Origin of the sequence: Novosphingobium humi (genome assembly GCF_028607105.1) — a bacterium.
GTDB lineage: Bacteria > Pseudomonadota > Alphaproteobacteria > Sphingomonadales > Sphingomonadaceae > Novosphingobium > Novosphingobium humi.
Genome location: NZ_CP117417.1, coordinates 3,280,872 through 3,300,423 on the forward strand (window position 1 = coordinate 3,280,872; position 19,552 = coordinate 3,300,423).

The 19,552-nt window shown below is 63.5% G+C and carries 22 protein-coding genes; 14 read left to right on the plus strand and 8 right to left on the minus strand.

Translation table 11 applies throughout. The features are described 5' to 3' along the window. Nucleotides 1-80: 80 nt before the first annotated feature. Nucleotides 81-590: a DUF3576 domain-containing protein gene (locus PQ457_RS15340; RefSeq protein ID WP_273617652.1), complete on the minus strand. Its 510-nt coding sequence runs from the start codon at nucleotides 588-590 to the stop codon at nucleotides 81-83. A gap of 292 nt (nucleotides 591-882) precedes the next feature. On the opposite strand from PQ457_RS15340, the gene PQ457_RS15345 reads away from it, so the two are divergent. The 5 genes from PQ457_RS15345 to PQ457_RS15365 all read left to right on the plus strand — a co-directional run bounded on the left by PQ457_RS15345 (nucleotide 883) and on the right by PQ457_RS15365 (nucleotide 4,094). Then, nucleotides 883-1,662 carry a hypothetical protein gene (locus tag PQ457_RS15345; protein WP_273617653.1) on the plus strand — a complete coding sequence of 260 codons (780 nt, stop codon included), beginning with the start codon at nucleotides 883-885 and terminating at the stop codon, nucleotides 1,660-1,662. A gap of 264 nt (nucleotides 1,663-1,926) precedes the next feature. Then, a complete protein-coding gene (gene phbB / locus PQ457_RS15350; protein WP_273617654.1) occupies nucleotides 1,927-2,649 on the plus strand; it encodes an acetoacetyl-CoA reductase in 723 nt (240 codons plus the stop codon). Between the two features lie 331 nt (nucleotides 2,650-2,980). Beyond that, nucleotides 2,981-3,241: a ribbon-helix-helix domain-containing protein gene (locus PQ457_RS15355; RefSeq protein WP_273617655.1), complete on the plus strand. Its 261-nt coding sequence runs from the start codon at nucleotides 2,981-2,983 to the stop codon at nucleotides 3,239-3,241. A gap of 89 nt (nucleotides 3,242-3,330) precedes the next feature. Then, nucleotides 3,331-3,708, plus strand: a complete 378-nt coding sequence (locus PQ457_RS15360; protein WP_273617656.1) for a glycine zipper 2TM domain-containing protein — start codon at nucleotides 3,331-3,333, stop codon at nucleotides 3,706-3,708. 95 nt (nucleotides 3,709-3,803) lie between these two features. Then, the gene (locus tag PQ457_RS15365; RefSeq protein WP_273617657.1) at nucleotides 3,804-4,094 is read left to right on the plus strand and encodes a hypothetical protein; all 291 of its coding nucleotides are present in this window, start codon (nucleotides 3,804-3,806) and stop codon (nucleotides 4,092-4,094) included. A 44-nt stretch (nucleotides 4,095-4,138) separates the two neighbouring features. Here PQ457_RS15365 and murA read toward each other — a convergent pair whose 3' ends face one another. Continuing rightward, a complete protein-coding gene (gene murA, locus PQ457_RS15370) occupies nucleotides 4,139-5,422 on the minus strand; it encodes a UDP-N-acetylglucosamine 1-carboxyvinyltransferase (protein WP_273617658.1) in 1,284 nt (427 codons plus the stop codon). 147 nt (nucleotides 5,423-5,569) lie between these two features. Between murA and galU the strand changes: the two genes are divergently transcribed. Next, nucleotides 5,570-6,466: a UTP--glucose-1-phosphate uridylyltransferase GalU gene (gene galU, locus PQ457_RS15375; protein ID WP_273619350.1), complete on the plus strand. Its 897-nt coding sequence runs from the start codon at nucleotides 5,570-5,572 to the stop codon at nucleotides 6,464-6,466. A gap of 164 nt (nucleotides 6,467-6,630) precedes the next feature. Here the strand turns inward: galU and PQ457_RS15380 are convergent, their stop codons facing one another. From PQ457_RS15380 to PQ457_RS15390, 3 genes are all read right to left on the minus strand, one after another. Continuing rightward, nucleotides 6,631-7,158 carry a hypothetical protein gene (locus PQ457_RS15380; RefSeq protein ID WP_168603346.1) on the minus strand — a complete coding sequence of 176 codons (528 nt, stop codon included), beginning with the start codon at nucleotides 7,156-7,158 and terminating at the stop codon, nucleotides 6,631-6,633. Between the two features lie 142 nt (nucleotides 7,159-7,300). Then, nucleotides 7,301-8,290 (minus strand): sulfur carrier protein ThiS, encoded by a 990-nt coding sequence (gene thiS / locus PQ457_RS15385; RefSeq protein ID WP_273617659.1) that lies wholly within the window; start codon nucleotides 8,288-8,290, stop codon nucleotides 7,301-7,303. Between the two features lie 18 nt (nucleotides 8,291-8,308). Further along, nucleotides 8,309-8,683 (minus strand): MerC domain-containing protein, encoded by a 375-nt coding sequence (locus tag PQ457_RS15390; RefSeq protein WP_273617660.1) that lies wholly within the window; start codon nucleotides 8,681-8,683, stop codon nucleotides 8,309-8,311. Between the two features lie 187 nt (nucleotides 8,684-8,870). On the opposite strand from PQ457_RS15390, the gene PQ457_RS15395 reads away from it, so the two are divergent. The 4 genes from PQ457_RS15395 (at nucleotide 8,871) to rpsI (ending at nucleotide 11,315) form a co-directional block, all read left to right on the plus strand. Then, nucleotides 8,871-9,899 carry a COX15/CtaA family protein gene (locus PQ457_RS15395; RefSeq protein WP_273617661.1) on the plus strand — a complete coding sequence of 343 codons (1,029 nt, stop codon included), beginning with the start codon at nucleotides 8,871-8,873 and terminating at the stop codon, nucleotides 9,897-9,899. Continuing rightward, on the plus strand, nucleotides 9,896-10,219 hold the full coding sequence (gene cutA / locus PQ457_RS15400) for a divalent-cation tolerance protein CutA (RefSeq protein ID WP_273617662.1): 324 nt from the start codon (nucleotides 9,896-9,898) through the stop codon (nucleotides 10,217-10,219). Before PQ457_RS15395 ends, cutA begins: the two co-directional genes overlap by 4 nt. 137 nt (nucleotides 10,220-10,356) lie before the next feature. Next, nucleotides 10,357-10,836: a 50S ribosomal protein L13 gene (rplM, locus tag PQ457_RS15405; RefSeq protein ID WP_273617663.1), complete on the plus strand. Its 480-nt coding sequence runs from the start codon at nucleotides 10,357-10,359 to the stop codon at nucleotides 10,834-10,836. Then, nucleotides 10,836-11,315: a 30S ribosomal protein S9 gene (rpsI, locus tag PQ457_RS15410; protein WP_273617664.1), complete on the plus strand. Its 480-nt coding sequence runs from the start codon at nucleotides 10,836-10,838 to the stop codon at nucleotides 11,313-11,315. The genes rplM and rpsI overlap by 1 nt, the downstream gene beginning before the upstream one ends. 61 nt (nucleotides 11,316-11,376) lie before the next feature. On the opposite strand, the gene PQ457_RS15415 is transcribed toward rpsI, so the two are convergent. After that, on the minus strand, nucleotides 11,377-12,162 hold the full coding sequence (locus tag PQ457_RS15415; protein ID WP_273617665.1) for a 3'(2'),5'-bisphosphate nucleotidase CysQ: 786 nt from the start codon (nucleotides 12,160-12,162) through the stop codon (nucleotides 11,377-11,379). A gap of 131 nt (nucleotides 12,163-12,293) precedes the next feature. Between PQ457_RS15415 and sucC the strand changes: the two genes are divergently transcribed. Then, nucleotides 12,294-13,493: an ADP-forming succinate--CoA ligase subunit beta gene (gene sucC / locus PQ457_RS15420; RefSeq protein WP_273617666.1), complete on the plus strand. Its 1,200-nt coding sequence runs from the start codon at nucleotides 12,294-12,296 to the stop codon at nucleotides 13,491-13,493. 150 nt (nucleotides 13,494-13,643) lie between these two features. Beyond that, nucleotides 13,644-15,419 (plus strand): sensor domain-containing diguanylate cyclase, encoded by a 1,776-nt coding sequence (locus PQ457_RS15425; protein WP_273617667.1) that lies wholly within the window; start codon nucleotides 13,644-13,646, stop codon nucleotides 15,417-15,419. Here PQ457_RS15425 and PQ457_RS15430 read toward each other — a convergent pair. Continuing rightward, on the minus strand, nucleotides 15,416-15,829 hold the full coding sequence (locus PQ457_RS15430) for a winged helix-turn-helix transcriptional regulator (RefSeq protein WP_273617668.1): 414 nt from the start codon (nucleotides 15,827-15,829) through the stop codon (nucleotides 15,416-15,418). The two genes, PQ457_RS15425 and PQ457_RS15430, sit on opposite strands and share 4 nt — an antisense overlap. A gap of 60 nt (nucleotides 15,830-15,889) precedes the next feature. Between PQ457_RS15430 and PQ457_RS15435 the strand changes: the two genes are divergently transcribed. Next, nucleotides 15,890-16,498 carry an NAD(P)-dependent oxidoreductase gene (locus PQ457_RS15435; protein WP_273617669.1) on the plus strand — a complete coding sequence of 203 codons (609 nt, stop codon included), beginning with the start codon at nucleotides 15,890-15,892 and terminating at the stop codon, nucleotides 16,496-16,498. Here PQ457_RS15435 and PQ457_RS15440 read toward each other — a convergent pair. Continuing rightward, nucleotides 16,495-17,895: a helix-turn-helix domain-containing protein gene (locus PQ457_RS15440; RefSeq protein ID WP_273617670.1), complete on the minus strand. Its 1,401-nt coding sequence runs from the start codon at nucleotides 17,893-17,895 to the stop codon at nucleotides 16,495-16,497. The two genes, PQ457_RS15435 and PQ457_RS15440, sit on opposite strands and share 4 nt — an antisense overlap. A 130-nt stretch (nucleotides 17,896-18,025) precedes the next feature. Between PQ457_RS15440 and PQ457_RS15445 the strand changes: the two genes are divergently transcribed. Next, nucleotides 18,026-19,552 carry an acyl-CoA carboxylase subunit beta gene (locus PQ457_RS15445; protein ID WP_273617671.1) on the plus strand — a complete coding sequence of 509 codons (1,527 nt, stop codon included), beginning with the start codon at nucleotides 18,026-18,028 and terminating at the stop codon, nucleotides 19,550-19,552.

Consider the following 19,552-nt stretch of genomic DNA (forward strand, 5'->3'; position numbering starts at 1 on the left):
GCTCATGCCCTTTATACCAGAAAGCCTCCCGACTTGCCGGTACGGGGGCAAGGCAGGAGGCAAACGGTCAGAATTGATGTTTACTTGATCAGCGTGGCCTGACGCAGATCGCGCGCCTTGGTCAGGATGACGTCCTCAAGGCGCTGCACCGTGGCGGCGGCCACGGGCGCATCAACCCAGAATCCATCCTTCGACACCTGACGCGAGGCGCTCACGCGCAGCGCATCCGAGCGCAGATCCTTGTCGAGAATCGCAATGGTCAGCTTCATCCGCTCGCCCGGATTCGACGGATTCGAATACCAGTCGGTCACGATCACGCCGCTGTTCGCATCGCTTTGCAGCAGGGGCATGAAGGACACCGAATCCAGCGCCGCGCGCCACAGATAGGCGTTCACCCCGATCGTGGTCAGGTTCGAGGGCGGCAGCGTCAGCGTGCTGCGGGTGACGCGGTGATGCTTGATATGGATCGGGTTATGCACGCGCATATTGCCGATCTTGCACCCGCCCAGCGCCAGCAGGGCCAGAGCCACCGCGCCCCCACGCAGCATCGGACTGATAAACTTACGGGCAGGAGCCTTGCTGGCCATCATCGGTTCTGCACTTTCCGTCTCAAAAACCCAAAATGCTTGGGCCCCAAAAAACTGTTCTTCCACGCTCCGCCGACGCTGACGCGCGCGCAAGGGCTGGCAAGTCTCTATAACCGCCAAAAAGCGCGCGACAAGGGGCGTTGGGCAGGCTTCTTTCATGGCCAGCGATGGCGTGAACCTTGGCTGAACATGACTTTGAGCAGGATAGGGCCGTGCAGCCAAGGTTCATCATGGCGCGCTTAGGATTTGAGGTGTATGGATATTGGCGCCGGAAAGACCCGGCTGTGATTCACGAATGATGAAACAGGCAACGCTTTCTTTGGTCCCGCGCAGTTCGATGCCCGCTCTGGTCATGGCCGGTGCTGTCGGGCTGCTTGCGCTGCCCAGCGCGGTGCTGGCCTTTTCCACCCGGTTTGAAACCGCCGCCGAAAGCGGCGATTCCCGCGCCGGTCAGGACAATTACGCCCCCAGCAGACTGGATGCCCGCGCGGCCCGCGCCCTGGCCGCGCGCGAGCAGGCCCAGTTCATGCAGGGCAAGGAAGCGCTGTTTCACTTCACCCCCGCAGGCCTTGCCGCGCGGCCCGACCGGTCGGTGACGGTGGCGGTGCGGGTGGATGCCGAAACCGCGCGGGCCATCGTCGTGCGCGGCCCGGCCCAGCGGATTGCCGCCCCCGGCCCCAACACGCGCGTGGCGCCCAATGCCTACAATCTTGGCCTGTCGCGCGGGTATCAGAGTTTTTCGACGCTCACCTCGACCTATTCGCTGCCCGGCAATGATCACGCCAAGCACGACATGCCCGATCTTTCGGCCTTTCCCCGTGTGGAGAGCGGCAGCGATTCGCGGCTGGCGCCCCATATTCAGCTGGTCGATCGCGAAAGGGCGGGCCGCGCGCCGCGCACGCTGGAAAGCTTTGGCGAGCAGAGCGTCGATGTGGGCGGCTCCTATCGCGTGACGCGCAATTTCGACGTAACGGCAGGGGTGCGCTATTCGCAGGACCGCGACCGGCTGAAACCCACCAATGACACCAAGTCGGACAGTCAGGCTGTCTTTGTCGGCACACAATTCCGATTCTGACCGCACGCGCCTATTTGACAGACAATTGGCGCAAAAAGCGGGCCAATCGGCGCCGGATTGTAAGTGAACCATCCAATGCTGCAAATGCGTGAGCCGAAGATTTACCTCGCATATGCAGCATATGCCGCAATTTACCTCCAGTCTTGCGCTAAACTGCGCAATTTTTGCGCGTGATGGGCCGCCAACTTACTTGCCACTGTCGCATTGCGCCGATAGCACTTAGGCATCTGCTGTTTTCTGGCCGATTTCTTCTGGAGGAAATGCATGACGCGAGTGGCAATCGTTACAGGTGGTACGCGGGGCATTGGTGAGGCAATCAGCCTCGCGCTCAAGGATCTGGGATATACGGTTGCGGCGAATTACGCGGGCAATGAAGAAAAGGCCAAAGCCTTCACCGAGGCCACGGGCATTGCCGCCTACAAATGGGACGTTGGCGATCATGAGGCCACTCTGGCCGGTGTGGCGCAGGTCGAGGCCGATCTGGGCCCGGTCGATGTGGTGGTCAACAATGCCGGCATCACGCGCGACGGCGTGCTGCATCGCATGACCTTCGAGAACTGGAACGAGGTGATCCGCGTCAACCTTGGCGGCTGTTTCAACATGGCCAAGGCCACTTTCCCCGGCATGCGCGAGCGCGGCTGGGGCCGCATCGTCAACATCGGCTCGATCAATGGTCAGGCGGGCCAGTATGGCCAGGTCAACTATGCCGCCGCCAAATCGGGCATCCACGGCTTCACCAAGGCGCTGGCCCAGGAAGGCGCCAAGTTCGGCGTGACCGTCAATGCCATCGCGCCCGGCTATATCGACACGGAAATGGTGGCTGCGGTGCCTGCCCCGGTGCTGGAAAAGATCGTGGCCAAGATCCCGGTGGGCCGCCTTGGCCATGCCGAGGAAATCGCGCGCGGCGTGGCTTTCCTGTGCAGCGAGGACGCGGGCTTTGTCACCGGCTCGACCATGAGCATCAACGGCGGACAGCATATGTATTGATGGAATCGCGGTTTACGTGATTTGAGAAAGGGCGCGGGTCGAGAGGCTCGCGCTTTTTGTGTTTCAAGGCAAGTGAATCACGGGGGTCCGGCCCTCGTGGCTCCGTGATACTGTCTTTGTTGCGCTAGGGCTTAAGCATTGGGTGTCGGACTCGATGATCTATGAGCCTGCGGCGCAAACAGAGATGTCTCCACCGCGTCGCAGGCTTTTCAATTATTGGCCGCCCCCCGCCAGCCAAGCGCCACCCCATTAACGGGATTGCAAAGGGCCGCCGCCCTTTGCCCGCCGGAGGCATCTTTCCCTCCCCCTCCGCTGCCACTACACTCCCCCCATGCCGCCACCCTATCACCCCCCCGTCAAACGCTCGGTCGAGATCGCCGGCCACAAGACCTCGATCAGCCTTGAACCCCTGTTCTGGGACATGCTGCGCGAGGCTGCGGCGCGCGAAGGGGTGTCGGTCAACGCGCTGGTAGCGCGAATCGATGCTGAACGGATTGCCTGCGATACTCCTCCCGGACTGGCCGGGGCGGTGCGGATCTGGCTGGTCACTCAACCATTCGTCGCGGTTGATACACGCCCCACCTTAGGCTAAAATACCTAGATTAACCATAGTCATCGCGGCAGGTGCCCTGGGCATATCCGTAAATCTGCGATGACAGGTATAACGGAGGGGGATTTTTCATGCGCAAGATTCACGCGATTTCGAGCCTTGCCCTGCTGGCCTTCGCGCTGTGCGGCCAGCCTGCTTTGGCCGCGACCAGAAAGAAACCCGTCAAGCACAAGCCGGTGACCGCCGCCGCGCCTGCTCCCGCCCCGGTTGCTGCGGCATCCCCCGCGCCGGTGATGCAAAAGACCCGCGTGTGCGACACCACCAGTTCGACCACCGGGGCCGTGGCCGGTGCCGCTCTGGGCGCGGTTTTGGGCAATAAGGTGATCGACAAGGGCGTGTTGGGCACAGCAGGCGGCGCGGCGGCGGGCGCTTTCGCCGGACAGGCGATCGAGCGCACGCTGACCGCCAAGCAGCGGTGCCGCGAAGTCGAAACCCCGGTCAAGCCTTAAACCATAGGGAACAGTTCGTCGCAAAAACCGTTCATCTTGAGTTGAACTTGGTTGGCGCTTTATGGCGTCAGCCAAGTCAAAACAGGAGACGCCTTATGCCGAATTTCATCAAATTGATCGCCATGTCCTCGGCGCTGGCAGTGGTGGCAGCACCCGTGATGGCCGATGCCCGCCCCGCCAAGCGCGTGGTCAAGGTTTGCCGCAAGTCGAGCGGCACGGCGGGCCTGATCGCGGGCGGCGCGGGCGGCGCGCTGCTGGGCCATGCCGCGCTGGGCGGGCCGGTCGGGATGGTGGCGGGCGCGGTGGGCGGCGCCTTTGCCGGCCGCGCGATCGACCGCACGATCACCGCGAAAAAGCGCTGCCGCTATGTCGAGGCGCGCCGTTGACACAGGGTTGACCCGGCGGTTCGGATAACCGCCGGGTCTCTGGCTCAATCGCCGCCGACGCGTTCGATCTCGGCGCCCATCAGAGCAAATTTCTCTTCCAGCCGCTCATAGCCGCGATCGAGGTGATACAGGCGGTGGACCGTGGTCTGACCCTCGGCGGCAAGCCCCGCAATCACCAGACTCATCGAAGCGCGAAGGTCCGTCGCCATCACTTCGGCCCCTGTCAGACGCGGCACGCCATGGACGATGGCAACCCGGCCCTTGGTCTCGATCCGCGCGCCCATGCGGGTCAGTTCGGGCACATGCATATAGCGGTTTTCAAAGATCGTTTCGGTCAGCACGCTGGTGCCCTCGGCGCGGGTCAGCATGGCCATCAACTGCGCCTGCATGTCGGTGGCGAAACCGGGATAGGGCGCGGTTGAAACGGTGACCGGGCGGATCGGGCCGTTGGCAGCGACGAAAATGCTGTCCTTGCGCGGTTCGACATGCACGCCCGCCTCGCGCAGGGCGGCAAGGGTGGCGTCCATTTCATCGGCGCGCGCGCCCAGCAACTCGACCTCGCCCCCGGTGATCGCGGCGGCGCAGGCATAGGAGCCGGCCTCGATTCGGTCGGGCATAACCTGATAGGTTGCGCCATGCAGGCGCTTTACACCGTGAATGGTCAGTTCCGACGTGCCGATGCCCTCGATCTGGGCGCCCATCGCCACCAGCAGGTTGCACAAATCGACGATTTCGGGTTCGCGCGCCGCATTGTGCAGGCGGCAGGTGCCATTGGCCATGCTGGCCGCCATCAGCGCGTTTTCCGTCGCGCCCACCGACACCACCGGGAAGGCATAGCGCCCGCCGGGCAGCCCGCCATCGGGCGCAATCGCGCGGACATAGCCAGAAGTCAGCTCGATCGTGGCCCCGAATGCCTCCAGAACCTTCAGATGCAGGTCGATGGGCCGGTTGCCGATCGCGCAGCCGCCGGGCAGCGACACCGTCGCCTCGCCTGCGCGGGCCAGCAGCGGGCCCAGCACCAGAATCGAGGCGCGCATCTTGCGCACCAGTTCATAAGGTGCGGTCGTGCTGGTCAGGCGCGTGGCCTGAAGGGTCATAACCCGACCAAAATCCTCTGGCCTTGTCCCCGCGATCGACGTAGAAACGCCGAACTGGTTCAGCAGGTGCTGAAACCCGTCCACGTCGGCCAGACGCGGCAAATTGCGCAGGGTCAGGGGTTCCTCGGTCAGCAGCGCGCAAGGCAGCAGGGTGAGGGCCGAATTCTTGGCTCCCGACACCGGAATGGCTCCGGAAAGTCGCTTGCCACCGCGAATGATGATTTTGTCCATCGCCACCGTTTAGGAGGCATTTGTGCTGTCGGCAATGGGCCGATTGTGAAAGGCTGGGACGAAAAAATTAACCAAGTTGTAGAACTTGTAATTTAGGTAAAACTACAGCTAATTCGGCTAAGATGTCGGGAACGAAAGCGAGAAATGATGATGCATTCGCGTGAAATCAAGCCCGTCCGCAAGGCGGTATTTCCAGTAGCTGGCCTCGGTACGCGCTTTTTGCCCGCAACCAAGGCAATCCCGAAGGAAATGCTGCCGATCGTTGATCGCCCTTTGATCCAATACGCCGTCGATGAGGCGCGCGAAGCCGGTATTGAAGAGATCATTTTTGTCACCGGCCGCGGCAAGACCGCGATTGTCGAACATTTCGACACCGCCTTCGAACTCGAATCGACCATGAAAGAGCGCGGCAAGGCGCTTGACGTGCTCGAACCCACCCGGATCAAGCCGGGCAATCTGGTCACCGTGCGCCAGCAGGTGCCGATGGGGCTGGGCCATGCGATCTGGTGCGCGCGCGCGATCGTGGGCGATGAACCTTTCGCCATCATTCTTCCCGATGAACTGATGGTCGGCAAGAAGGGCTGCCTCAAGCAGATGGTCGAGGCCTATAACCAGACCGGCGGCAACCTGATCTCGGTGCTCGAAGTGCCGCGCGATGAAGTGTCCTCCTATGGCGTGATCGCGCCGGGCAAGTCCCAGGGCAATTTGACCGAGGTGACCGGTCTGGTCGAAAAGCCCAAGGTGGAGGCGGCGCCCTCGAACCTGATCATCTCGGGCCGCTATATCCTTCAGCCCGAGGTGATGACCGTGCTGGAAACGCAGGGCAAGGGTGCGGGCGGCGAAATCCAGCTGACCGACGCCATGGCGCAGATGATCGGCCAGCAGCCGTTCCACGCCGTGACCTTTGAGGGCAAGCGCTATGACTGCGGCTCGAAGGTGGGCTTTGTCGAGGCGACGCTGGCTCTGGCGCTGGAGCGCGAGGATATGGGCGCCGAAGTGCGCGAAATGGCACGCAGGCTGCTGGGCGAATACGTCCCTGCCTGATAGGGCCCGCCTGATCGGGTGGACGGACAGACAAGGGCGCGAAGGGCGATCCCCCTCGCGCCCTTTGCTTTGCCCCCTTTTCCATGGCGCAGGCACAGAAAAAAGGCGCGAAGGGATCGCTCCCCTCGCGCCTTTTTGGGATGCCGAAAAGTTTTATGCCGCGATCAGGCGGCTTCCTTATCCACCCATTCAGGATAGAAGGCAGGTTCGCGGGTGGACCAGCCCGGCGCGGTGGCCGCCGCTTCGCTGATCGACTGCAACAGCTTCTTGCGCCGTTCGGGCCGGATCTGGGGCAGCGCCGCCGCCGCACAGAAAGCCGAAGGCAGCCAGGGCCGGATATCGGCCCCCAGCAGGCGCTCGTAAAGGAAGCGATAGGCCGAAAATCCGGTGATCTTTTCCTGCGCCAGATCGAAAGCGGTCAGCCGCACCAGCTTGCCCAGAAAGCTTTCGAGCGCATCAAGGTTGGTCTCGCAGGGTTTTTCGCCGCGCAGGGCCTTCAATTCCTGATAGATCACATATTGGCTGCGGATGCTGGCACTTTCCGCCGCATCGCGCGCCCACAGCTTGAAAGCGTCCTGACGCCCCAGCCCCACATCGAGGCTGCGCTTGATGTAACGCTGTTCGCAAGGCGTGAAACCGGCAAATTCGCGCAGTTCGGCGATTGCGAGCGTGGCCGTTCCCGTATGTGCCATCTTCGTGATCCCTCGGCCCGGACGATTCCCGGCCTCAGGTTCAAATTGCGCTCAAGGTCTTGAAAAGACGTTAACCATCTTAAAGAAAGTCATAGGGGGCGCCCATTAGCGCCCCCGACCTATTTGTTTAGATCATGCTTGTTCAGATCATTCCGGCCAGCGGGCTGGAGGGATCGGCATATTTGCGCGTGGCCATGCGCCCGGCCAGATAGGCATCGCGCCCGGCCTCTACCGCCAGACGCATCGCGCGGGCCATGCGGATGGGGTCGCGGGCCTCGGCAATGGCGGTGTTCATCAACACGCCGTCCACGCCCAGCTCCATCGCCACGGCCGCATCCGAAGCGGTGCCCACGCCAGCATCGACCAGCACCGGCACTTTGGCGCCCTCGACGATGAGGCGGATCGTCACCTTGTTCTGAATGCCAAGCCCAGAGCCGATCGGCGCGCCCAAAGGCATCACCGCCACGGCGCCCGCTTCTTCCAACTGCTTGGCAGCGATCGGATCATCGACGCAATAGACCATCGGCAGGAAGCCTTCCTTGGCCAGCACCTCGGTCGCCTTGAGCGTCTCGCGCATGTCGGGGTAAAGCGTGCGCGCCTCGCCCAGCACCTCCAGCTTGACCAGATCCCAGCCGCCCGCCTCACGCGCCAGTCGCAAAGTGCGGATCGCATCCTCTGCCGTAAAGCAACCGGCGGTGTTGGGCAGATAGGTAACCTTTTTGGGGTCGATGAAATCGGTCAGCATCGGCGCCTTGGGGTCCGACACGTTAACCCGGCGCACCGCCACGGTGACGATTTGCGCGCCCGATGCCTCCAGCGCGGCGGCGTTCTGGGCAAAATCCCTGTACTTGCCGGTGCCGACGATCAGGCGCGAACGGAAAGTGCGCCCCGCAACTGTCCAGCTATCATCAGCACTCACGTCACCACCTCCCACAAAATGCACGATCTCCAGCACATCGCCCTCGGTCAGCGCCACTTGCGACAAAGTGCTGCGCGGCACGATGATCGCATTGCGCTCCACCGCGACCTTGGCCGGATCAAGGCCGATATCGGCCACGAGGTCGGCCACGCTGGCGCCATGGGCAATCCGGCGCGGCTCGCCATTCACTGTCAGGGAGATCTTTTCGCTCATGCCTCGCGCTATTGCGCGTCAGGCCGCGTGGCGCAAGTTCCGGATGTGGGCAAAGGCGAGAAGAATGACGCCCGGAACGGTCATCGCCATTTCCGGCAGGCCATGCGGCACCGCCAGACCCGCCGCCATCAGCACCAGCCCGAGGCAGCCCATGACCAACGGCTCGCGCCGCCCATGCCGCGCCAGCCCAAAGCCCAACCCCAGCGCGCCGATCGCAATCGCGGCCGCCAGACCATATTCATGCACCCGCGGATCAAGCAGCACGCCGCCGCCGATCCCCAGCAGGCCCACCAGCACCACACCCGACACGCAATGGATCAGACACAGCGCAGAAAGCGCAACGCCTAGGCGGTCAAGCCGGGCGCGAATCAGGGCAAGGGCAGGGGCGAACATGAGAGCTTCCGATATGTGATAATGTATCATGTGGCAAGGGATTAGATGTTTTCAAGCCCGCGCTTTTGTGTTCCGGCCATTTTTTTGAACCCTGCCCCGCCAGGCTCTTGCGATAAAAGGCCATTCATCGGATCAAGGCGCCCGCCCATGCCCATCGCGGGCGTGGCCAAGAACGCAGGATCAAGGAATGAAACAAGCCTCCAACGCCCGTCCCCTGCTGGTGGCGCGCTGGCTTTGGGTCGTGGCCGCGCTGGTGGCGGGCATTGTCGTGGTGGGGGGCATCACGCGCCTGACCGAATCGGGCGTCTCGATCACCGAATGGAAGCCGGTCAGCGGCGCCCTGCCCCCTTTGACCCAGGCCGCTTGGGAGGCCGAATTCGCCAAATATCGCGCCACGCCGCAATATATATTGATCAACGGCCCGGCGGGCATGACGCTGGCCACGTATAAGACGATCTTCTTCTGGGAATGGGTGCATCGGCTGCTGGCACGCGGGATCGGGCTGGTCTTTGCGCTGCCGCTGGCGATTTTCTGGGTCCGGCGTCAAATTCCCTCGGGCTATCATCTGCGGCTGGTGGCGCTGCTGGCGCTGGGCGGATTGCAGGGGGCGGTCGGCTGGTGGATGGTCAAATCGGGCATTGCCCATGATGTAAAGGTCAGCCACCTGCGTCTGGCCACCCATCTGGGCGTGGCGCTGTTTACGCTGGCCGGGCTGGTGTGGACGGCGCTCGACCTGCAGGCGCTGGCGCGCGGGCAGAAGCGCAGCCGGTTGACGGGGCTGGGCGCGCTGGCCGGGCTGGTGCTGGCGGTGCAGTTGGTGTGGGGCGCGTTTACGGCGGGCCTGCGCGCGGGGCATGTGACCGACGAATGGCCGCTGATGAACGGCCATTTCTGGCCCGGCCCGACCCAGAGCGGCGAGACTTTCCTGCAGGCGATCACGGGCGATCCCGCGATTGTCCATTTCCTGCACCGCTGGTGGGCATGGGTGGTGGTGGCCGTGCTGGTCGTGCTGGCACGGGCGCTCAAACAGCGCGGGCGGCGCGAGCCTTCGATCGCCATTCACAGCGCTTTTGGCACCCAGATCCTGCTGGGCATCGCCACGGTGATGAGCGGCGTGTCGATCCCGCTGGCCGTGGCGCATCAACTGGTGGGCGCGCTGCTGGTGGCGGCAACGGTCTGGGGCATGCATGCGCTGGGCAGCGAGCGCTGGTCGTGAGCGTACCTGTTCCTGTGCTGATCTGGAGCCCCTTTCCCGATGCGGACAGCGCGAAGGCGGTCTCTCGCGCGCTGGTCGAGGCGGGCCTTGCGGCCTGCGCCAATATCCTGCCCGCGATGGAATCGGTCTATGCGTGGCAAGGTGCGGTGCATGAGGGGGCCGAGGTCGGGGTGCTCTTCAAAACCAATGCCGATCTGCGCGAAAGTTGCATCGAGCGCCTGCGGGGCCTGCATCCTTATGAGGAGCCAGCGATTCTGGGCTGGGAATGCCCGCTTTCGCTGCCCGCGACCATGGCCTGGCTGGGCGCGCTGAAAGGGTGAAAAAGGCGCGGTATTATTTTACCGCAGCCTGAAAAGCCCAGAATGCTTGACTCTTGGGGCCATTTGCAACATTAGGCCCGCCACACCCCCCGCCGCGACCGCGTGGCGGGGTCGTCATTTATACGGGAACCAAAGCCATGAAGGCTCTCACCAAGGTCACCCGGTCGGTCAAGCCGGCTGAGGTGGAAAAGAAGTGGCATCTGATCGATGCCGAAGGTCTGGTGCTCGGCCGTCTTGCCGTCATCATCGCCAACACGCTGCGCGGCAAGCACAAGCCCACCTTCACGCCCCACGTTGACACCGGCGACCATGTTGTCGTGATCAACGCCGACAAGGTGCGTCTGACCGGCAACAAGCTGAAGAACAAGGTGTACTACAAGCACACCGGTTACGCCGGCGGTATCAAGGAAGTTACCGCTGCCAAGGTTCTGGAAGGTCGCTTCCCGGAACGCGTGATCGAAAAGGCTGTGGAACGCATGATCCCGCGCGGCCCGCTCGGCCGTCAGCAGATGCGCGCCCTGCACCTCTATGCCGGTGCTGAGCACCCGCATGCCGGCACCCAGCCTCAGCCGCTGGACGTCGCCGCCCTCAGCCGCAAGAACAAGGTTGGTGCGTAATGTCTGAAGAATTCTCCGCTCTGGCCGAAATCGGCACCGCTCCGGTGGCCGCTGCTCCTGCCGCTCCGCTGCGCGCTCGCGAAGTCGACGCTCAGGGCCGTTCGTATGCCACCGGCCGCCGCAAGGACGCCGTGGCCCGCGTCTGGATCAAGCCCGGCACCGGCAAGATCACCGTCAACGGCCGCGATCAGGAAGTGTACTTCGCTCGCCCGACCCTGCGCCTCGTAATCAACCAGCCCTTCGGCGTGGCTGACCGTTCGGGCCAGTATGACGTTGTCTGCACCGTCAAGGGTGGTGGCCTTTCGGGTCAGGCCGGCGCTGTGAAGCACGGTATCGCCCAGGCTCTGGCCAAGTTCGAGCCCGCCCTGCGCGGCGCCGTCAAGGCCGCCGGCTTCCTGACCCGCGACCCGCGCGTCGTTGAACGTAAGAAGTACGGCCGCGCCAAGGCTCGCCGCAGCTTCCAGTTCTCGAAGCGTTAATCGTTTCAGGAATGGCGAAAAAGGGGCGGTCCGGCAACGGGCCGCCTTTTTTCATGGGCGCTTATGGCCGCTGCGAGAGCAGACGCGCGCGCTCGGCCAGACGCTCGATAAGATCGGCATGGATCGCGGGCGCCGACACCGCCACGCCGAACACGCGCGGATCCAGCTTGTTGTAATTGAGCTTGCCCCCTCGCGCATCGCTGATCGCCGCGCCCGCCTCGCGCGCGATGAGGGCAGCAGCGGCAATATCCCACTCATAGCCCCATCGCAGCGTCGCCACCAGATCGGCCCGGTCGGCGGCCACCATGGCGATGCGCAGGGCGATGGAATTGGGCTGATCCACCATCGCCATATCGGCATCCTCGGCTGGAAGGCTGCGCGTGGGAACACGCGCGCCCGACAATTGCCCTCGCGTCGAGGCGGAGAGCCGCGCGCCGTTGCAAAAGGCACCATGCCCGGCCTCGGCCTGCCAGAATTCGGCGCGCGCTGGGGCGTGCAGCATCGCCAGCAGGGGCCGGTGGTTGCTGACCAGCGCCACCGAGATCGCCCAGCCGGTGCGCCCCCGGATGAAATCGCGCGTCCCGTCAATCGGATCGACCAGCCAGACCAATTCGCCCTCGCGCTGATTCGGCGCGTCGATCGTTTCTTCCGACAGCCAGCCCGCGCTGGGCAGCAGGTCATGCAATTGCGTACGCAGAAAGGCATCGACCGCAAGATCGGCGCTGGATACCGGGGTGCCGTCCGATTTTCCGAAAATTTCCAGCGATTTGTTATCGCCCGGCCATTGTTCCATGGCAATCTGCCCGGCCCGGCGGACAATGGCTTCGAGACGCGCGCGATCAAGCATCGGCGGCTCGTCGATAGGAAAGTTTGCAATTAAGAATGATTAGCACATCTTTCCCTTCCCATCGCCTATCACCTGTGCTTATCCCGCCGCCAATCAAAGGGCCGTAAGGCTCGCCATAGCGAGAAGCACCGATGAACGTCCATGAGTATCAGGGCAAGGAACTGCTGGCCAAGTTCGGCGTTGCCATTCCGGCGGGCTATCCGGCCCTGTCCGTTGAAGAAGCCGTTGCAGCCGCCAAGCAGCTGCCCGGGCCGCTCTATGTTGTGAAGTCGCAGATCCACGCCGGTGGCCGCGGCAAGGGCAAGTTCAAGGAACTGCCCGCCGACGCCAAGGGCGGCGTCCGTCTGGCCAAGAGCCTCGAAGAAGTCGAATCGCACGCCAAGGAAATGCTCGGCAACACGCTGGTGACCGTGCAGACCGGCGAAGCGGGCAAGCAGGTCAACCGCCTGTATGTCACCGACGGCGTTGACATCGCCAAGGAATATTACATCTCGCTGCTGGTCGATCGCGCCACCGGCCGCGTCGCCTTCATCGTGTCGACCGAAGGCGGCATGGACATCGAAGCCGTCGCCCATGACACGCCCGAAAAGATCACCACGGTCACCATCGACCCGGCCACCGGCTTCCAGCCGCACCACGGCCGCTCGATCGCCTTCGCGCTCAAGCTGAAGGGCGACACCAACAAGCAGGCGCAGGTTCTGGCCAAGCAGCTGTTCGACGCTTTCGTGTCGCTCGACTGCTCGATGCTCGAAATCAACCCGCTGGTCGAAGACGTGAACGGCAACCTGCTGGTTCTCGACACCAAGATGAGCTTCGATTCGAACGCGCTGTTCCGTCACCCCGACGTGTTCGCGATGCGCGACGAAACCGAGGAAGATCCGGCCGAAATCGAAGCCAGCAAGTATGACCTGGCCTACATCAAGCTGGACGGCAACATCGGCTGCATGGTGAACGGCGCGGGTCTGGCCATGGCGACGATGGACATCATCAAGCTGAACGGCGCCTTCCCGGCCAACTTCCTCGACGTGGGCGGCGGCGCCACCACCGAGAAGGTGACGGCGGCCTTCAAGATCATTCTGTCGGACCCCGCGGTCGAAGGCATTCTGGTCAACATCTTTGGCGGCATCATGAAGTGCGACGTTATCGCGGCGGGCATCATTGCCGCGGCCAAGGACGTCAACCTGTCGGTTCCGCTGGTGGTTCGCCTCGAAGGCACCAATGTCGAACTGGGCAAGGAACTGCTCAACAATTCGGGCCTGCCCATCGTGGCGGCCAACGATCTGGGCGATGCCGCCAAGAAGATCGTCGCGGAAGTCAACAAGGCCAAGTAAGCCTTTTTCCGGCTTTCGGGATATAAAGGCCCCGCAACGTTTCGGCGTTGCGGGGCCTTTTGCATTGGCGGCGCTGGATCGGCGCGCAGGCCGCAAGGCCCATGGTCGGCGGCGAGGCTTTCTTAAACCTTTGCATGGCAGTGTGCGGCCATGAATGCTCGAGTCCGCGCCTTGCTCCTGCAATATTTTGGGCAAAGCCTGCTGCTGTGTCCGATATATTTTGCCAGCGCGCTGCTCGCGCTGCAATTGACGCGCTTCAATGGCGGGGTAGCGATTGTCTGGCCGGCAAGCGCGGTGCTGTTCTCGGCGCTGGCGGCCATGCCGCATCGACGCTGGGCTATGGCGCTGCTGCTGTGTTTTCCGGCAGGCGCGCTGGCGATTGCGCTGCGCGGATTTGGCGGGGCCTATACGCTGCCGCTGGCGCTGGCCGGATTGTTCGAGGCATGGCTGGCCGCCAGCCTGCTGCGCCATATGGCCCCGCGTTTCACCCGGTTTGAATCGATCCGCGATGTGGCCGGTTTCCTGCTTGTCGCCGGGGTGATCGCGCCCGCCGCCTCGGCCTTTATCGGCGCATGGGCGGCCCATGGGGCCACGGGCATCCCCTTTTTCAACGCATGGCGCGACTGGTACGGTGCCCATGCGCTCAGCCTTGTCACCTTTGCTCCGCCGATCTTTCTGGTGCTGCGCCGCCGCCGTCTGGACGCGGCCAAATTCCGCCGCGAACGTCTGGGCGAAGCGCTGGTCCTGCTGGGCGGGGTGTCGCTGGCCACGCTGGCCACGTTTGGGCAAAACCGGATTCCGCTGGTCGTCTTGCCGCTGGTGCCGATGGTGGCGGCCACGTTCCGGCTGGGGCGGATCGGGGCGGTGGCCTCGCTGCTGATCCTGATCTGCGGCGGGTTGACCGGCACGATGACGGGCCATGGGCCGACGATGCTGCTGCATCTGGACATGTCCGCCAAGCTGCTGGTGCTTCAGGGCTATTTTGCCAGCGTGGTGCTGATCCTGCTGCCGGTGGCGGCCGAACTGGAATCGCGCCGCCGCCTGATGCAAAGCCTGCGCGATGCCGAGGCGCTGCACCGGCTGATTGTCGAGCGGACCGGCGATGTCATTATGCGGGTCAATATTGACGGCACCTTGCGCTCGGTGTCGGAATCCGGGGCGCGGCTGTGGGGTTATCAGGCTGAGGAACTGATGGGCCGCTCGGCCTATGACCTTGTCCATCCCGAGGACGAGCAGGCCGTGTTCGACGCCCGTTTTCAGGCGCTTTGCCAGCCCGATAGCACAGTGGCGGTCGAATGCCGGGTGATGCGCAAGGATGGCGGATCGACCTGGGTGGAAAGCCATATGTGCGCCACACGGGACCGGCGCGGCGCGCCCAACGGCACAGTGTCGATCATCCGCGACAATTCGGCGCGGCGGCGGCTGATCGAAAATCTGGCGCATGAGGCCAATACCGATCCATTGACCGGCCTTGGCAACCGGCGCGCCTTTGACCGCGCCATGGCCCGCGACAGAGAGGCGGGCGGAAGCGGTTGTCTGGCCCTGTTCGATCTGGACCATTTCAAGCGGATCAATGATGTCTATGGCCATGCCACGGGCGACCGCATCCTGACGCTGTTTGCCACTTTGCTGTGCGGGACGGTGCGCGCGGGCGATGTGGTGGCGCGGCTGGGGGGCGAGGAATTCGGCGTGCTGCTGCGCGATGTCACGCTGGAGCAGGCCGGGGCGATCTGCGAAAGGGTGCGCACCCGTCTGGCCGAGAGCGAGGGCCGCTCGATCCTGGGCGAGGTTGTGCGCGTGACGGTCAGCGTGGGCCTGACCCGGCTGAACCCCGATCTGCCGCCCGAAGAGATCTTTCGTCAGGCCGACGCCGCGCTCTATCGCGCCAAGGGCGACGGGCGCAACCGGATGGCCATCGCCGCCTAATCCGCCATGCGCAGGTCATAGGCGATCTGCGCCTCGGCCACCGCGCCCATCCGCGTTTCGGCCCAATCGATCAGCCATTGCAGCGCGCCCAGCAATTCACGCCCCAGCGGGGTGATCGCATAGGTCACGCTGACCGGGACGGTGGGTTCGACATGGCGGGAGATCAACCCGTCGCGCTCGAGCGTGCGCAGCGTTTGCGCCAGCATCTTTTGCGAGATGCCGTCGACCCGGCGTTTGAGCGCGCTGAAGCGCATCTCCCCCTCGCCCAACATGCCGAGCAGGAGGATGCTCCATTTATCGCCCACCCGGTCCAGCAATTGTCGGGTGGGGCAATTGCGCGCGAACACATCGCCCCGTTTCGAGGCGGTTACGTCGGGGTAAGCTGGTGAAAGAAAAGTGCTCTCTTGCATGATGCGTTTCCATAGCACACCTGGTTACCAACGGAAACCTACCATGCAGGAGCGTTGAAAATGAAAGTTGCAGTGTTGGGCGCCAGCGGCCGCGCGGGATCGCAAATCACCAGGGAACTGGCCGCGCGCGGGCATCAGGTGGTGGCCATTGCGCGCAAGCCCGAAGCGATACCCGCCGCCGATGGCGTCAGCGCGGTTGCAGGCGATGCCTCGGACCCTTCGGCTCTGGCCGACAGAATCGCGGGCGTCGATGCGGTGATCAGCGCGCTGCATTTCGACATTTCGGCGCAAACCCTGCTGTCGGCGCTGCGTCAGGCGGGCGTCCCGCGTCTGCTCGTCACGGGCGGCGCGGCCAGCCTCAAGCTCCCCACCGGCGAGCGCCTGATCGACGGCCCGGATTTCCCCGAAGCATGGAAGGGCGCGGCGATGGGCGGCATCACCTTCCTTGAAGACCTGCGCGCCGTGACCGACATTGACTGGACCTTCTTCTCGCCCGCCGCCTTCATCTTTGAAGGCCCCCGCCTTGGCACCTATCGCGGCGGCAAGGACGATCTGGTCGTGGACGAGACGGGCGAGAGCAAGATCAGCTTTGCCGACTATGCCATCGCCATGGTCGATGAACTCGAAGCCCATAACCACCCGCGCACGCGTTTCACAGCGGCCTATTAATCCAGAATGCGATAGGGGATGAAGCCGCGCTGGTTCGTGGTGATGTCGATGGCTTTGTCATTGGGCGGATAGGCGCGCTGATGGCAATCGTGGCGCGAGCAGATGCGGCAGGAAATGCCGATCCGCGCCACCGCCTCCTCGCATTCCAGATTGAGCGTGTCGGCATAGATGAACTCGCTGGCCAGCGTGACTTCACACCCCAGCACCACCGCATAGCGGCGCGGCGGGCGGAAATAGGCGTCGGAGGGTTTGACCAGACCTTTCGCCAAAAACACAAAGCGCCGCCCCTCGGGCATCTCGGCCACCTGCAGATGGATGCGGTCGGGGATGGCCACCGCCTCATGCGCGATCCACAGCGGACAGGCGCCGCCGAAACGGGCGAATTGTAGGCCGTTGGCCGCGTGGCGCTTGGTGATATTGCCCGCCATGTCGATGCGGCAAAAGGCGATGGGCACGCCGCGCTGGTGCGGGCGTTGCAGATTGGACAGGCGGTGGCAGGTCTGTTCGAAACTGGTGCCGAAGATCTGGCGCAAGCCGTCAATGTCATGGCGCAGCCGCCGCGCCGCATCGCGAAACGGGCGATAGGGCATCAGCAAAGCCCCCGCCGCATAATTGGTCAGCCCCACGGATAGCAGATTGCGCGCGGTTTGCGTTCGCATCCCGCCCTTTTCCACCGTCTCGGCAATTTCCTGCGCCAGCGCGATGGCGCAGAGCTGATAGGCCAGTTGAAAGCGCAGGCTCTCATGGGGCTGGCCCGCATCCAGCGTCAGTTCGCGGCGGGCCTCGTCATAGCGGCGGATCGGCGCGCCCGGCAGATGGCGCAGGGTGATGCCCTGCCGCTCGAACCACGCAGTCAGTTGCGCGGTGTCGGGCGTGGGCAGATGGCGCGCCAGAGCGCCCGCCATGGCCTCGGCGCTGGAATCGATCAGATGGACGTAATTGTCGGCCAGATGGAACCAGTCGCGCACCTCCTCCCACGGCAGGCGTCCGCCCGACACGCTGTCAGCGCCCAGCGCCTCGTCCATCGCGGCCAGACGCGCGGAATCGCGTTTGTGCAGGCGATAGAGATGGGCGAACTGTTCGGCAAATTGCGGGAACTGGTCGGCCACGCGCTCGATCTGATCAGCGGGCAGATCGCCCAGCAGCGGATCGGCCGAGGCCTCCAGCAATTCGGTGACGACCGGCTCGACCGGGGTTTCGGCCATATCGGCCCAGTCCACCGGGAAGATCTCGCGCACCCTTTCGGCCAGCGCCAAAGTCATGGGCCGCGTGTCATTTTCCAGTTGCGAGAGATAGGGCGTGCTGATCCCCAGCCTTTGCGCCAGCGCGCCCTGTTTCAGGCCATGATCCTCGCGCAGGGCTTTGAGGAAACGCCCCGCATACAGCCGCCGTTTCATGCTGTCCTCTCGCTAATTTTTGCAAATTCTTCCTTTGCAAATTTGCAACATTACTGTGGACGGGTCAAGCGCAATGGCCCATCCCGCGCGGCACAGGTTTTGCCCAAATGGTTTTGCAAGAGGATAGCCGATGAGCGCGAATGTGGCAGAGATGGAGCGGCGGCGGGCGGCGGCCCGGATGGGCGGCGGCCAGAAGCGGATCGATGCCCAACATGCCAAGGGCAAGCTGACCGCGCGCGAACGCCTCAAGGTTCTGCTCGACGAGGGCAGCTTTGAAGAAGTCGACATGTATGTCGAACACAATTGCGTCGATTTCGGCATGCCCGACAATCGCGTGCCCGGCGACGGCGTGGTGACGGGGTCCGGCACGATCAATGGCCGTCTGGTTTTCGTGTTTTCGCAGGATTTCACCGTGTTTGGCGGGGCGGTTTCCGAACGCCATGCGATGAAGATCTGCAAGATCATGGATATGGCGATGAAGGTCGGCGCGCCTGTCATCGGCCTTAACGATTCGGGCGGCGCGCGCATTCAGGAAGGCGTGGCCTCGCTTGGCGGCTATGCCGAGATTTTCCAGCGCAATGTGCTGGCCTCTGGCGTGGTGCCTCAGCTTTCGCTGATCATGGGCCCTTGCGCGGGCGGCGCGGTCTATTCGCCTGCGATGACCGACTTCATCTTCATGGTGAAGGATTCGTCCTATATGTTCGTCACCGGCCCCGATGTGGTCAAGACCGTGACGAATGAGGTGGTGACGCAGGAGGAGCTGGGCGGCGCGATCACGCACAGCACCAAGACCAGCGTGGCCGATCTGGCGCTGGAGAATGACATCGAGGCGCTGCTGACGGCGCGCGAATTCTTCGATTTCCTGCCGCTGTCGAACAAGGAAGAGGCGCCCGAACGCCCCAATGCCGACCCGTGGGACCGTCTTGAAAACAGCCTCGACACGGTGATCCCGGCCAGCGCGACCCAACCTTATGATATGAAGGAAGTGATCCGCAAGACGCTGGACGAAGGCGATTTCTTTGAAATCCAGCCGGGCCATGCGGGCAATATCATCTGCGGTTTTGGCCGGATCGAGGGCAAGACGGTGGGCGTTGTCGCCAATCAGCCTTTGGTGCTGGCGGGCGTGCTGGACATCAATTCGTCCAAGAAGGCGGCGCGTTTCGTGCGTTTTTGTGACGCCTTCAACATCCCGATCCTGACCTTTGTCGACGTTCCCGGCTTCCTGCCCGGCACCAGCCAGGAGCACAATGGCATCATCAAGCATGGCGCCAAGCTGCTCTTCGCCTATGCCGAGGCGACCGTGCCCAAGATCACCATCATCACCCGCAAGGCCTATGGCGGGGCCTATGACGTGATGGCGTCGAAGCATCTGCGCGGCGATCTCAATTACGCATGGCCCACCGCCGAAATCGCGGTGATGGGGGCCAAGGGCGCGGTGGAAATCATCTTCCGCGGGTTGCCCGCCGAGGCGCAGGCCGAAAAGGTCAAGGAATATGAAGACCGCTTCGCCAACCCCTTCGTGGCGGCGTCCAAGGGCTTCATCGACGAGGTGATCCACCCCCATTCCACCCGCCGCCGGATCGCTCTGGGCCTGCGCAAATTGCGCAACAAGGCGCTGGAAAACCCTTGGAAAAAGCACGATAATATTCCGTTGTGA